Annotated in this window: 12 protein-coding genes; 9 read left to right on the forward strand and 3 right to left on the reverse strand. The window is 47.2% G+C overall.

Features of this window, described 5'->3' with window-relative positions:
* The first annotated feature begins 6 nt into the window (after positions 1-6).
* From DT065_RS02015 to DT065_RS02040, 6 genes are all read left to right on the forward strand, one after another.
* Positions 7-1,302: an amidohydrolase gene (locus DT065_RS02015; protein ID WP_114370417.1), complete on the forward strand. Its 1,296-nt coding sequence runs from the start codon at positions 7-9 to the stop codon at positions 1,300-1,302.
* 242 nt (positions 1,303-1,544) lie between these two features.
* Complete coding sequence (locus tag DT065_RS02020) at positions 1,545-2,036, forward strand: hypothetical protein (protein WP_114370418.1); 492 nt, start codon at positions 1,545-1,547, stop codon at positions 2,034-2,036.
* Positions 2,037-2,184: 148 nt separating this feature from the next.
* Complete coding sequence (locus tag DT065_RS02025; RefSeq protein WP_114370420.1) at positions 2,185-3,369, forward strand: pyridoxal phosphate-dependent aminotransferase; 1,185 nt, start codon at positions 2,185-2,187, stop codon at positions 3,367-3,369.
* Positions 3,370-3,425: 56 nt separating this feature from the next.
* Positions 3,426-4,121, forward strand: coding sequence for a DnaD domain-containing protein (locus DT065_RS02030; protein ID WP_114370422.1), 696 nt, complete (start codon positions 3,426-3,428; stop codon positions 4,119-4,121).
* 24 nt (positions 4,122-4,145) lie between these two features.
* Positions 4,146-4,787, forward strand: a complete 642-nt coding sequence (nth, locus tag DT065_RS02035) for an endonuclease III (protein ID WP_114370424.1) — start codon at positions 4,146-4,148, stop codon at positions 4,785-4,787.
* A gap of 106 nt (positions 4,788-4,893) precedes the next feature.
* Positions 4,894-8,403: a dynamin family protein gene (locus DT065_RS02040; protein WP_114370426.1), complete on the forward strand. Its 3,510-nt coding sequence runs from the start codon at positions 4,894-4,896 to the stop codon at positions 8,401-8,403.
* Between the two features lie 82 nt (positions 8,404-8,485).
* On the opposite strand, the gene DT065_RS02045 is transcribed toward DT065_RS02040, so the two are convergent.
* Both DT065_RS02045 and recU read right to left on the reverse strand, forming a co-directional pair.
* Positions 8,486-11,104 (reverse strand): transglycosylase domain-containing protein, encoded by a 2,619-nt coding sequence (locus DT065_RS02045; RefSeq protein WP_160112360.1) that lies wholly within the window; start codon positions 11,102-11,104, stop codon positions 8,486-8,488.
* 83 nt (positions 11,105-11,187) lie between these two features.
* Positions 11,188-11,772 carry a Holliday junction resolvase RecU gene (gene recU, locus DT065_RS02050; RefSeq protein ID WP_114375993.1) on the reverse strand — a complete coding sequence of 195 codons (585 nt, stop codon included), beginning with the start codon at positions 11,770-11,772 and terminating at the stop codon, positions 11,188-11,190.
* A 150-nt stretch (positions 11,773-11,922) separates the two neighbouring features.
* Here recU and DT065_RS02055 point away from each other — a divergent pair, with 150 nt between their 5' ends.
* From DT065_RS02055 to DT065_RS02065, 3 genes are all read left to right on the forward strand, one after another.
* Entirely contained in the window at positions 11,923-12,162 is a 240-nt protein-coding gene (locus tag DT065_RS02055; protein ID WP_114370430.1) for a DUF370 domain-containing protein, read from the forward strand.
* A 125-nt stretch (positions 12,163-12,287) separates the two neighbouring features.
* Entirely contained in the window at positions 12,288-12,770 is a 483-nt protein-coding gene (locus DT065_RS02060) for a MerR family transcriptional regulator (RefSeq protein WP_160112361.1), read from the forward strand.
* 14 nt (positions 12,771-12,784) lie between these two features.
* Complete coding sequence (locus tag DT065_RS02065) at positions 12,785-13,147, forward strand: DUF1798 family protein (RefSeq protein WP_160112362.1); 363 nt, start codon at positions 12,785-12,787, stop codon at positions 13,145-13,147.
* A gap of 47 nt (positions 13,148-13,194) precedes the next feature.
* Here the strand turns inward: DT065_RS02065 and DT065_RS02070 are convergent, their stop codons facing one another.
* Positions 13,195-14,865: an ABC1 kinase family protein gene (locus tag DT065_RS02070; RefSeq protein WP_114370436.1), complete on the reverse strand. Its 1,671-nt coding sequence runs from the start codon at positions 14,863-14,865 to the stop codon at positions 13,195-13,197.
* Between the last annotated feature and the right edge of the window lie 46 nt (positions 14,866-14,911).

Consider the following 14,911-nt stretch of genomic DNA (forward strand, 5'->3'; position numbering starts at 1 on the left):
CGTTCGATGATACCCCCCTATGTGATAGCGAATGTAGCGATTATTGATGCGGTGCGGATAATCCCTGAAGGATATATCAAGGTGAAAGACAAAAAAATTGTTGCTGTCGGAGAGGGGGATCCGCCGCCCGAAGACGGTTGGGAACGAATAGATGGTCGGAAGAAAATTCTTATGCCGGGGCTTGCCAATACGCACGGCCATACACCGATGACATTGCTTAGGGGAATCAGTGATGATTTGCCGCTTGAGCGCTGGTTAAAAGAAAAAATTTGGCCAGCGGAAGCTTCATTGGATGAAGAAAGTGCTAATGTCGGCACGGCACTCGCGATCGTTGAAATGATGCGGTCCGGCACGACTTGTTTTGCCGATATGTATCATCTCAACCGGGAAGGCGCGGCGTTGTCGGCGGAGGAATCGGGTATGAAAGCTTCTCTTGCGCGCGGAATGATTGCTTTTGGCGCTAAGAAAGAGCAACAAGAAAAGCTAAAAACAGCCATTGACTATGCGAAATCATGCCAAACGTCCTCGAGTGGGCGCTTGCGGGGCGCTGTTTTCCCCCATGCCCCTTACACATGCCCGCTTGAATTTTTGCGTGATGCAAAAGCAGAAGCTGAGGAAGCATCGCTACCTTTGCATATTCACATTGCCGAAACACGAAAGGAAGTAAAGGAACACGAAGCCAAGCATGGCATGACCCCGGTTGCCCATCTTTTGGAAGCGGGAATCCTGACGGTAGGTTCGCTCGCCGTACATGCCGTCCATATCAGCTATTCGGAAATGACAGGATTGAAAAAGAACGGCGTTCACGTATCCCATAATCCGCAAAGCAATTTAAAATTGGGGTCCGGGATCGCGCCGCTGCCCCAACTGCTCAGTCACCGTATTCCCGTTTCCCTCGGCACAGACAGTGCCGCTTCGAATAACACATTGGATCTATTTGATGAAATGCGGCAAGCAGCGATGGTTCATAAAGGCGTGGAAGAAGAGGCGAACGCGACACATGCGCAAACGGTTGTAGAGATGGCGACTGTTAACGGGGCAAACACGCTTGGCTTTTCCAACACGGGATTCATTAAAGAAGGCTATGATGCCGATTTTATTCTCATCGATAGTGATCAAGCACACATGATCCCGCGGATCAATCACGGAACACTCGTTTATTCCGCTTCAGGGCGCGATGTAACCGACGTTTTCGTTGAAGGGCGGCCGCTCATGCGCGATGGCGAACTCCTCACCATGGATGAGGAGAAGATTCGTCATGAAGCAATGAATAGGTCAGCGACGCTTGCTGCCTCCCTTTAAGCTTGATTAGAAGATAAACATACGTAAAGGACAAAAAAGGAAAGGCTGCGTGAAACAGCCTTTCGTGTGCGGGCGTTTATTTATTTCCCTCTAGAAGAGAGCAGTCTTATTATATCCAAACCACGGACGTCGTTTACAAAGAAAATCTCGGCAAGGATGCAAGTCCGTGCCTCGTTTGGGAAGCCGGCATCGGCAGCTAACGTGTACGGCAAAAGAAAGGATTCATCAGGAGGGAGCGTGCCATGCGAAGTTGGATGATTTTGGGTACTGTTACCCTTGTTATTTTATTGGGACTTGGTGTTTTTGGATTTTATCAAAGCATTGAAGTCCCAAAAGAAGAACAAAAAGAAGCAGTTGCATCGCTTGTATCGGAGGAAGAAGATGCGGAAACCTTTGATGATTTCCATTTATTCTTCGGCATGGAAACGATCTATGTAGCTACGGTAACGCAAACAGACGGGGAAGCGTATTATTGGTTTTATGATGAGGGGTATGAACGGATCGACCGCGTCCCTACTGCCGGCGTAACGGATGAAGAGACCGTCATCGATGAGGCTCGTTCCGAGCATGGAGAAATCGATGTGCGAGATATTCGTATCGGTTACGAAGAAGAGGAGATCGTCTATGAACTCGTCTATACGGACGCAAGCGCTGCCCTTCACTACGAGTATTATACAGTGGAAGACGGAGAATCATTCAAACGATACCGCCTGCCCGGCAACAGTGAAGCCTGAGCAGCATACAGCAGATGCAACACCCTTTGTTTAGTGTTGCAGTTCTACTTGTCATTACGTACACTTTAAATAAGGAAGCCGGCCAAGGGATCCCCTTATGTAAAAGCGCCGGCAATTGCGCGACTTGCGCTTTTGAAGGAGGAGCAATATGAAACTGTCGAAACGAGTGCAACAGATCACCCCATCATCAACGTTGGCCATTACTGCAAAAGCGAAAGCATTAAAAGCAGCGGGGCATGATGTCATCGGTTTGGGCGCCGGAGAACCGGATTTTAACACCCCTGAATCCATCATTGAAGCAGCCACCCTTTCCATGAAAGAAGGAGAGACAAAATATACGCCGTCCGGAGGATTGCCTACGCTTAAAGAAGCGATTATCGATAAATTTAAAAGAGACCAGCACCTCACCTACATACAAGAGGAAATCATGGTATCTTCAGGTGCCAAGCATGCGTTGTATACCATTTTTCAGGCTCTGTTGGACGAGGGGGACGAAGTGATCGTACCCGCTCCCTTTTGGGTGAGCTATCCCGAACAAATTAAACTCGCCGGCGGAACACCCAACGTTTTGCAAACAAAAGAAGAGAACGACTTCAAAATAACAAAAGAAGCATTAACGAATGCGATCACACCGAAAACGAGGGCATTAATCGTTAACTCTCCAAGTAATCCAACCGGAGGCATGTATACGAAAGATGAACTGCTTGCCATCGGAGAAGTGGCGGCGGAGCATGATATCCTGATCGTCTCCGATGAAATTTACGAAAAACTGATCTACGGGGATGCAAAGCATTATTCCATCGCCGCTCTTTCGGAAGATTTAAAAGCGCGTACCATTATCGTAAACGGTGTTTCGAAGTCGTACTCCATGACGGGATGGAGAATTGGCTATGCTGCAGGTGATAAGGAGATCATCAAGGCAATGAGCAACTTGGCAAGCCATTCTACATCAAATCCGACGACGCCGGCACAGTACGGTGCGATCGCTGCTTATAATTCGGACCAGACAGCCGTTGAAGAGATGCGTCAAGCGTTCGAAGAACGGTTAGACCGGGCATACGAGAAGATCATTCAGCTCCCGGGCGTCAGTTGTATGAAACCGCAAGGCGCATTTTATTTATTCCCGAATGTAAAAGAAGCGTCAAAAGCCGGTGGCTTCGCATCGGTGGACGATTGGGCAGCTGCTTTGTTAGAGCAAGAACAAGTGGCGATTGTCCCCGGATCAGGGTTTGGCGCTCCTGACAATGTGCGTTTGTCCTATGCTACCTCTCTTTCGTTAATCATGGCTGCTTTAGAGCGGATCGAGCGCTTTATTGAGCGTACGACGTCTTGAATCATAAAAACGATCAGTAGTAAAGAGAGACAACCATGAACGAAAGGAGAATACGTATGGAACGAGACGTTATGATCAAGCTTTTGGAAAAAGGTCATGTATCGATTCCAGTCGTATTTCTTGATTATTACGATGCGCTTGGCATAAATGAGAAGGATATGATGTTGTTGCTTCACATTCACCGTTTTGTCCAGCAAGGCCATACATTCCCAACCCCCGAGCAATTGGCGCAAAAAATGACATTAACCGTCAACAATTGCCAAGAAGCGATCGGAAGGTTGTTAAAACGAGGGGTTCTTCGTCTCGAACAAAGTGAAGACGACAACGGTGTAATGTACGAAACGTATAGCCTTGGACCTTTTTACGAAAAAGTTGTTGCTTATCTTGAAGCAGAGCACGCACCGGAAAAAAATAAAAACGATATAGATGCCGGGGAACTGTACCGATTGTTCGAAAATGAATTCGGCCGTCCACTTTCTCCAATGGAAGGGGAGACCCTCGCCATGTGGATTGACCAAGATCACTACACGTATTCATTAGTGCAAGCAGCATTGCGTGAAGCGGTTATATCGGGCAAATTAAATTTGCGTTACATTGACCGCATCCTTTTTGAATGGCAAAAAAACGGCATCAAAACCCCGGAAGAAGCAGATGCCTTTAGTGAAAAATTCCGACAAAAGCAAAGGGGAAAATCAACGAAAGAACAACCGACCCGGCCGTATCCAAACTATAATTGGTTGGAAGCTGATTAGGCGACGAAATGAGGCATGAAAATCATGTTATCAAAAAAAGACACCGTTTATGCCCTTGAAACAATGGAAGAAATGTTTCCGGAGGCGAAATGTGAGCTTTGGCATCGGAACGCTTTTGAATTGCTTGTGGCAGTTATATTGTCTGCCCAATGTACGGATGCCCTCGTTAATAAAGTGACTCCGGGTTTGTTTGAAAAATACAAAGGCCCCGAGGATATTTCTGCCAGTTCCCAAGAAGAACTGGAACAAGCGATACGCTCCATCGGCCTCTACAGAAATAAGGCAAAAAACTTAAAGAAAATGAGCCATTCTCTTTTAACGCACTACAATGGCACAGTGCCCGCGGATCGTGATGCATTAATGGAACTCGCCGGTGTCGGGCGCAAAACCGCGAATGTGGTGGCATCGGTGGCTTTTGATTTGCCTGCCATCGCCGTGGATACCCATGTGGAACGCGTGTCGAAACGACTCGGCATTTGTCGGTGGAAAGACAGTGTTTTGCAAGTAGAAAAAACACTGATGGAAAAACTGCCGGAAGATAAATGGTCAAAAAGCCATCATTTGCTTATTTTTTTTGGCCGATATCATTGCAAAGCTCGTAATCCATCCTGTCCGGAATGCCCCTTGCTCTCCATCTGCCGAGAAGGCCAAAAACGAATGAAATAGAAGAGCCAAGCAACCGGATGAATTAGACGCACAGGAGATGCTAGTGCCGGCATTGCCACAGGACGTGGCAAGCTTGGCCGGCATACCTTAAAAAGGAGGAAAAGGCGTGACGACGGAAACCCTCACCCCTTTGGAAGAACGAAAACGAACATTGCCATTCGGTGAACCGGAACAAGCGAGATTGGAAAAGCTTGATGAAAAACTTAGTTCTGATACTCCCTTTTCCGTAGCTGTTTGCGGACATTTCTCCGCAGGAAAATCAACGTTGTTAAACCACCTGCTTGGGGCTGACCTTTTACCATCCAGTCCGATTCCAACAACAGCAAATATTATGACAATCGCTTCCGGCGATCCGGGTCTCACGGCGATAACAAATGATGGCGAAACGCACGTTTTCACCGGCCACATCCCCTGGGAGAAGTTGCAAACCTTCGCACTCGATGGTACGGGTGTTCGGAAGGTTGAACTTTCCCTACCCCTTCGTTTTCTTCCCAAAGACGTAACACTAGCGGATACCCCCGGAGTGGATTCAACCGATGGTACCCATGAACATGACACGGGAAGCGAGTTGTTAACGACAGATGCAATCATTTATATGACGGATTATAATCATGTACGTTCGGAGACAAACCTTCGTTTTTTACGGCAAATGCAACGGGAAAACAAGCCAATCATTCTTGTTGTCAATCAAATTGACAAACATGACGAAAATGAGTTGTCTTTTTCTATTTTTTCCCATGGATTGCGGGATATGTTGCAACGATTCGATATCCATCCGATCGCCATTTATTTTACATCAGGCCATCAACTCGACCATCCATACAATGAACTTTCAAAGTGGATCGGAGACATGCGCTCTCTTCTTTATCACGCTGGATCCCTCAAAGATGAATCAAAAACGCGAATGGTCCGAAGCGCCGTCTCCGCTCTTTTGGAACGTTTGTACCAGGACCGCTCCCGGGGAGAACAAGCAATTGAACATTCCCTGCAAGCACACGGGTTTTCTGTCGGAGATCATCAAACGCTCGTGCAGATCCGTGAAAGGGTAAAACGATTGGACGATGAAACAAGAGAAGCGACAGCTGATTTGCGTCATCGGCTCGATGAATTTTTTAAGCAAACCTATCTGTTCCCCCATGACTTAATGGAGGCGACAAAAACCTGGATTGAATCACTGGATCCATCATTCAAGGTCGGAATGTTCGGGTCGAAAAAGAAGAAAACAGCCGAACAAGAGAAGCGGGAAGAAGCGCTGCTTCTCGCGTTGAAACGGCGCTGGGATACGGAAGTGCATTTGTACTTAAGCGAGTACTTTAAGAAGCTTACGCTCTCGCCATCCATTGCCCGCCACGCGCAAGCGGTCGTACAGGCCATCCCTTTTCGGGCCGAGGATTCCGAATGGCTACGTTCATTTGTTGCCGACGGGGTTAAAAACGATCAGTATGTTTATACATTGGCTTCCCGTTTGAATCACGCGTTGCTAAAAGAAGTGAAGAATATGATTGAGCCCTTATACAGGGAAATCGTTACCGATTTTGAACAGCAAACCGAAGAGGAACGATTTCGGCTTTTGGAGAAAGCGGAGGAATTTCAGGAAATTGAAACGTTGGAAGCAGAAAATGACAAACACTTAAAAACCCTCGACGATTCTATTACGCGTGTAAAAGTATCGTTGACAGAGGTAGAAGGCGACGAACGTTTAGAGGAAGACATGAAAGCATTATTACAACAAACGCTGCATCTGGACGGCTTGCACACCGACATTGAAGTTAGTGAACGCAGCGAGCCGGAACCCGAGGAAAGGAAAGCGTTTTCGATCGAAACATTTTCACAAGAAGGGCAAAGCCAACCGCAAATCGATGTCCGGGCTTTAAAAGAAACAGTGGAAAAATATATCGATCAACCGTACGCTGAGGACGAGCGAAAGGATTTGCTCACGACTATTGAAAAGGCGGAAAAGTCCGATTATACGTTTGTCATGGCAGGCGCTTTCAGTGCCGGGAAATCAACGTTTTTAAATGCCCTCGTTCAGGAGGAGATCATGCCGGTGTCCCCTCATCCGACGACGGCATCGCTGACCGTTGTTCGCTATCCGGATGAGAAGCATCAACATGGCGATGTGGCCGTTCAAATAAAATCCGAAGCCGTGTTGGACGCGGAAATTCAAGCGGTCGCCTATGAATGCGGTTATACATTTAATTTAACGCGTTTAAAAACAGCCGAGGGCCTTTCGATTGTAAAAACAACGACGTTGGAGGAAAAACAGCGGCTCGAGTATTTACGTGCGCTACAATTAGCCGTAAAAAAAGAACAATATGCATACGGGAAAACCTATGAAATGTCGCTTCGGGAGTGGCAAAAAATCGCGGCAACAGAAGACCATGCCTGTTTAATTGAAGAATCAACCGTGTATTTTCAATCGGATATGACAACAAAAGGCTGGTCACTCGTGGATACTCCGGGCGTTCAATCGGTAAACGAGCGCCATACGAGAATGGCGGTCGAAAAAATAAAGAAAGCCGATCGGTTTATGTACGTCACGTATTATCACCATGCCTTTTCCCGCGCAGATGAATCGTTTATTCAACGAATCAAAGAGATTCAAGTACCTCATTACATGGTGATTAACGCGGCAGATCTGGCCAAGCACGAGCAAGAAGAACAGTACGTAACGACATTCGTCAATGATCAATTAAAACAAGCCGCTTGCCGCGAAACGGTTACGGTCCCTCTGTCAAGCAAACGTGCCCTAACCCCCGCCGGTGACCAGCGGTTTTCCGATTTCATGCATTATTTGGAAACAGTGGAAGGCACGCGTTTACAATTAAACTCTCATCAGGAAATGAGCGAGCAGTTGCAAACCTTAATGAACGCCCTTCATACGGTTGCAAGCATCGGCAAACGGCCATTAGCGGAGCGAAAAAGGCAAGCGGAACAGGAAACACGCACATACAGGGAAAACGAGTGGGAAAGCCTTAAAAACCTTGACGTGGACGATGGAGAAATAAAGGTCTGGGAAGGACATGCAACGAGACGATTGTTATTGGTTTTTGCTGATCGTTTTGCCACCTCGATTCATGTGGCTTCCGTAAATGCCAAAGATAAAAATGCTCGGGAAAAACAACTGCATGAGGCATTAGACGCATTTCTAAAGGAATGTGAAACCGAGTGGCAAAACGAACTGTATGCACTGGTAAACCAAGTGCGTGCATCATTAACAGAGCAAATCAGTCGGGTTTACGGAGGTAAGCGTACTTTTGAAGACACGTATATCCGCTTGGAAACAGGGATTGACTTTCATTTGCCGGTCCAATCGCTGCAAACGTTGACGAAACAACGAAAACTAAAAAAATCCTTTTTTTATGATGGCGAATTTGACGCTTTCAAAACAGAAGTGTTTTCATTATTGGAGGAGCATGTACGCGATCGAATTCAAGTTGCGGCCAATTCGGTAAAGAAAGACAAAAATGAACAACTGGAAAAACTCAAGGAACATGTGCAAAAAGAGCTGAAAACCAAAGAAAAGAAGCAGGCGGACAGACTACAATTTCTCACGTCTGAACATCCGGATATGACCCCGGTGGAAGAAGAGCTTGAAATGCTAACGACCGTTTGACCTCCCCACCGTGGCCAAGACGAAACAAGCGGCGCATCCCATAAACAATGGGATGCGCCGCTTTTATGATCACTTTTAAGCATTAATCGTCCTCGTCCTCGTTTTCGTTGCCGTTTTGCTCCGCTTCATTGCCCTCATCATTGTCTTCGCCGTCGTCTCCATCTCCGTTCTCCTCGTCCTCGGTTGTTTCGTCTTCTTCTGCGCCCTCCTCCTCACTTTCATCATCACTCTCATCGTCTTCCTCTTCGTCCCCGTCTTCATCGTCATCTTCGGAACGTCCTTCTTCGTCCTCATCCTCATCCGGATCGTCTTCCTCTTCCTCAACGCCTTCCGGGACTTCAACACTCGTTTCTGCAGTATCGATGCTGGTGTCATTTTGCATTGCTGCGACTTCAAAGAGGTGACCTCCGGGTTCGGGGTCGGAAAGCACGTATTGTTGTTCGGCGGTGTCGGCAACCTCGCTCATGCCGTCCCCGGGATCATGGCTGACGGAGAACGAGACATCCCCCGCTTCTTCAGGAAAGTCCCAACGAACGACAATTTCCTCTTCCTCTTCATCATAGGAGGCATCCAGCCCCGAAATCGTCCCGTCCACTTCATAGGTGTCAGATGTTTCCTGAGGTTCATTGCCGCAGACGAATAATTCTGTCGTAATTGCATCACTCGGTGTAAATTCGCTTGGTAACTGACCGCTGCCTTCTTCCATTTCACTTTCACAAACGGAATCAGGTTGCGCGAAGTCCGCGGTGCCTTCTCCTGCGTGAACCTCTGACATGACGATCCTGAAAATATCCCGGGCGAGTTGTTGCTCTTCTCCGGAAGCCAAATAACCGTCTCCACGGTTACTGTGCCCGGTCCATACAGCTGCCGTATAATCGGTCGTATAACCGTTAAACCAAACATCGGGAACCGCTCCTGCAGGCACGTTTTCCCGTTCCTCCTGGGAAAAGTTCGATGTGCCGGTTTTACCCGCCAGCGGTAATCCTTCGATGTTGGCCCGTTGTCCGGTGCCGGACGAATCAGACACTACCCCTTTGAGTACATCAGAAATCATATAAGCCGTATAGTCGTTCATTGCTCGCTCGGATTCAGGAGAGAACTCGATCTCACGTCCATCCCGAAATTCAATCTTGCGGACAGCGTGCGGTTCATTGTATACGCCGTCATTTCCGAAGGCCGCGTAAGCGCCGGCCATATCCAAACTATTGACTTCTTCTCCGGTGCCGCCCAAAGCATAGGATTCGGTAACTTCATCGAATTCGAACCCAAGCCCTTCCGCGAAAGATTGTGCGCTGTCCGTGCCGACTTCCTGGATCGCCTTTACGGCCGGGATGTTTATAGAGCGCACGAGGGCTTCCCGCATAGTGACTTCGCCGCTGTAACTTCCGCCATAATTGGTAGGTTCCTGATCACTGTCGGTGTATTCATGGGGCTCATCGAGGAGGCGTTCTCCCGTTGACCATTGCTGGTAATCAATGGCCGGCCCGTAAGCAAGCAACGGTTTAAACGTTGAACCGGGTTGGCCCCCGCCTCTTGCCGCGTGATTCCACGCTCTTTGTCCCTCGGTTTCCTGACGGTTTCCGACCATGGCACGCAAGGCTCCCGTTTCGGTATCCAGCAGGGTGAAGCCAACTTGAAACTCTTCATTATCCGGGTAGTGCGCAATGTAATCATTCGTTTGAATCACGTCTTCCGCGTATGCTTGGGCATCGGGGTCCAACGTGGTGTAAATATCAAACCCGGCGGCATACAAATCCGCGCTTTCAATGCCATCGATATTTTCCACTTCCCTCATGACTTGCTCAACAAACGATTCATACATTCCTTCATCTTCCGCAGGGGTGTAATCCAGTTGATCTTCAATACTGACTGCCCTTGCTTCAGTAGCTTCATCATTTGTAATTAACGCTTGTTCCTCCATCAAGGAAATCACCAAGTTCCGTCGTTCTTCAGCGTTTTCAGGGTTACTTTCCGGGTTATAGTAAGAGGGGCGCCTCGGAATGGCCGCCAATACAGCCGCGTCGGCAATGGTAAGTTCGCTTAAATCTTCTTTGTTGAAATAACGAATCGCAGCCTCGCCAACCCCCCACGCGCTCTCATCAAAATAATTCACGTTTAAATACATTTCCAAGATCTCATCTTTGGAATATTGTTGTTCCATGCGCAGGGCAAGCCATTGCTCTTGCACTTTTCTTTCAATCGTTTGGTCTGCGGATAAAAAGGCTTGCTTAACAAGCTGCTGCGTAATCGTACTCGCGCCTTCCGCGCCAAAACCATCCGTAATATTGGCGGCGATGGCACCGCCGATCCTGCGAAGGTCAATGCCCGAATGGTCGTAAAAGCGATAATCTTCCACCGCGATGAAGGCATTTTTTAGGTGGTCGGGCATTTCTGCAATATCACGATAGGTGCGATTTTCCGTTCCCTGTAAGCGCAAAACCTCATTATCGTCCTTGTCGTAAATCGTGGCGCTCTCCGCGAATACAAGCTCATCGGGATCAAGGGGAGGAGCGTTTGAAATCATCGCTATCGCCGTTGCCGTCCCGCCGATGATGACAACGAGTAAGGCGATGAGCGCGCTTACCACGACCTTCTTTAAAGTGCCTCTTTTCTTTTTCCCTTGTTTTTTTGTTTTTTTATTTCCATTACGCGCCGCTTCTTGGGCACGACGTTTTTCCGTTCTTGATCGGTATTCGGACATAGAATACGGTTCCCTCATTTCTAAATAAAGCCAGTCTCCTCAACTATTTGTCGATGTTTGTCCTCATTTGTTACGGATGTTACCTAAAAGAATAACCGATCGACAGCCGGCAAAAAATTGATGGGAGGAATGATGCCATTTGGTACAGCTATACTATTTTCGGCAATCACTTGCTTTTGTAATGATTTGCGTGTACTTTTCTCTTTTAATTGTACAAAAACAGAGGCTTTCATCACAAAAATTTCATCGCTTTCCGTGAAGCGGAGAATCAGAAACGCACACCCTCGTTGCTCATTGACGTCAGCTAAGTGTTGCAGTTGGTGGTCATGAAAATTTTTAAATGGAAACGATTGTTTCTGTCTCGTTTCCTTCGCTTCAAAATCGAGATGAAATCCGCGATAAACCCCATTGTAGTCAGTCGTTGAAGCTTGTCGAAAGTAGGCTTCCGTAATCTTTGCCCGGCTTCTCGCTGGATAGTCAACGTTAACAATTTGTACAGGTGTCGGTTTTTTATGGATGACGGCCAATTTTTCCCGCCGGTAGAAAGCGATCGATTCGTTGATGTCGTCTTCCAGCCGCATGCCTCGATTCCCGTTGCCTGCTGAAGGAAGGGAGGAGGTTGTTTTTTTGGATGTATACAATTTTCCGTTGGGATATCGAAAGCGCACTGAATGCTCCATCCTTTCTTCGCATGATGAATGGTTTCCAATCAACATTAAATAATACCATAAATAAAAGAATGATAGAACCACCTTTCGCCTTGTCCTTTGAAATGTTAAACTTTAATTGGTAATAATATTACGGAAATGAGGCAAATTATGACGCTGAAGCCTTTAAATATCGGTTTTGGAAACATTGTGCCTTCGGGTCGTATCGTTTCGATTGTGCAAGCAGATTCCGCGCCGACCAAAAGGATGATCCAGGAGGCGCGGGAACGCCATATGCTCGTCGATGCAACCAATGGTCGCAAAACGAGAAGCATTATATTGGTGGACAGCGAGCATTTAATTTTGTCGGCGATCCACCCGGAAACCGTCGCGCAACGATTGGATACTTAAGGGTGAATATGCAGCGAAATCCCGGAACCTTTGCCGAATAAGCACCTCTTTTGTCAAGCTTGCAGGTTTCTTTTAACGAAAAGAGAAACTTAAGAAACACAAGCGTGAAAAGGATGGTGTTTAGGTTGAGCACATTGGTGAAGACGAAAAACGTTGCTGAAGTATTGCGCGTTGCCCCAAAGACAGTGCAAACGTGGGTGCGAAAATATCAAATTCCGGTAAAAACGAATGATCGCGGCCATTACTTATATGACGATGATGCCATTGACCGTTTGCAGGCCGTAAAGTCCACGCAGATGCCGGAGGGGAACGACCCATTTATTGAACGGGAGGCAAAACCGACCTATGCAGAAGCAGAGAAACGCATGGACGATATTTTGCGCAGGTTGGATCACCTTGAAACAATGATCGAGCAAAAAGCCGATGAAGTCGTCAGTTTCCAACTCCTTAAGCATCGACAAGCATTGGATGATCTCCAAGGTTCGCTTGCCGCGATGGAAGAAGGACTGAAAGACTTGGAATCCGACAGAACGGAGCCCAAAGAAAGGCTTGAAGGTCCAAAGAAAGAACGGAAAAAATTGGCAAATATGTTTGTATTCTCAAGTTAGTTAGAAGGATGATCATGGAAAAAGAAATCATCGCCCTAAGCCGGCGATTATCAAAAGATATGGAAGAGGCAAACTTGTATCGAAAAGCGGTCGACGAAGGCCGGTCGTTTTCGTTTCAGGAGGAAATCGTCCCATTCGTGGACGATGTGCAGGCCCGAGCCGAGGAGTGGCGCGCGAGCGTGCAAACGCTCCTTACTACACGGACGATTGGCGTGTTGCATCCCGACCAGGTGGAACATACGTATGAAAATATGTATGTGATGGCAACGGAATCGTTCCAACCGCACGTTCAGGAAAAACGTTATCAAGAGCGGTTGCAAGCGGTTGCGTACATTTTGAATATCGTACTCGAAGAAATAGAAACAAGAAAACGATAGCAGGGTTCCGGTAGGTTCCGCTATCGTTTTTGCTATCTCGAATTCTCTTAAAATCGGCCGGAACGAAAAATGGAAAAGAGGAGGAGACAGAACATAAAAAACGAAATGATAAAACTGATTTCGATGACGGGAAGTTGCACCAGAATAGAAGTGGAATCGCCAAACGTCGATCCAACGATCAACCCGACCATAATAATGGAAAAGGCAAGCAGGGTTAAACTAAATGAAATACGGTTGCTGATGCGGTCGAGTTTATTTAAGAAGATGTTGAGTTTTGGCACCCGTATCCCAATGGAGAGATCATCATCATTGATTTTACTCAGCGCCGTTTTCAGTGAGTGGGGCAATACAAGCAAGGTGTCCCGTTGGCGCTTTGCCTCTTTGAGCCATCTTTTCGACCATGTTTTCGGGTGCATACGCTCACGGGCAAGCAATCGTCCGTAAGGCTCGGCGATTTCCACCATACTTAATTCCGGATCGAGCTCGGAAATAATGCTTTCGATGGTAATCACCGCTTTTGCCAGCAGCGTGTATTCTTTGTAAATACGGATATGAAAGCGTTGGGAAGCGGAAAAAATATCGTTGATGGCTTCGCCGATGCGTACTTTTTCGAATGGACGTTGATAATATTTATCCAATAAAAAGTCAACTTCGTCGGCAAATTCTTCAGCATCCACGTCCTCGGGTACATCAGCCATGTGGTAGACCATGCGAGCGACTTCCTCCGGGTCTCCTTTCGTCATGGCGATCACATAATTAATGAAATCATTTCGCATCGAACGGTTTAATCTTCCGACTTGTCCGAAATCAAGCAAGCATAACCTACCTTCGGAGGTGAGGAGTAAATTCCCGGGATGAGGATCGCTATGGAAAAATCCATCGATGAGCACTTGGTGCAGGAACGCGTCGGCGAGTTCGCGAGCCAATTTGGGATGATCTCTTCCTTGCTTCTCCTTCCAATGTTTATACTTAATGCCGTTCATAAATGACATTGTTATCATCTTCCCGGTCGAATAAGCAGGGTATACTTCCGGAGTGTCGATACTGTTGAATGTTTGCATATTCACGTGCATTTTTTCCGTATTGCGAAGTTCCAGGGTGTAATCCACTTCATTGCGAATGGCTTCTGCGAACTCGTCTGCAATTTCTTCCAAGCGGTAATACCCAGCCCAGTGAAATCGTTGGGCCAAAAGCCGGGTAAGATCATGCAAAATGTCCAAGTCTTTTTCAATTGTTGCTTTAATATTGGGGCGGGACACTTTCACTGCCACGATCGTGCCGTCGGGAAGCTGTGCTTTATGTACTTGACCGATGGAAGCGGCCGCGAGCGGTTCCTCGGAAAATGAAGCAAACGCTTCATGAATGGGGGATTGGAGCTCTTGTTCCACGATCTTTTCAACTTCTGCATAGGCAAAAGGGGGGACATCGTCCTGCAACTTTTGCATTTCATCAACGATATAAGCAGGAAATAAATCACGACGCGTGCTGATCATTTGGCCTAATTTTATAAATGTCGGGCCAAGTTCCTCCATCACGTTACGAATACGCTCTCCGATTAAGCGGTGATTGGGATCTTTGGGATTTGTGGCCAAACGCTTCGGCAACGAGAGGACGTGAAAAAGGCCGACTTCTTGCAAAATATAGCCGAAGCCGTGTCTGGCCAAGACGGTGACAATCTTACGGTAGCGATTGGCATGTTTCAATCCTGTAGAAAGCAATGGACATCTTCCTTTTTCGCATGCTCGAAAAGCAGTTGTTCAAAAA

The organism is Salicibibacter kimchii, assembly GCF_003336365.1.
Classification (GTDB): Bacteria; Bacillota; Bacilli; order Bacillales; family Marinococcaceae; genus Salicibibacter; species Salicibibacter kimchii.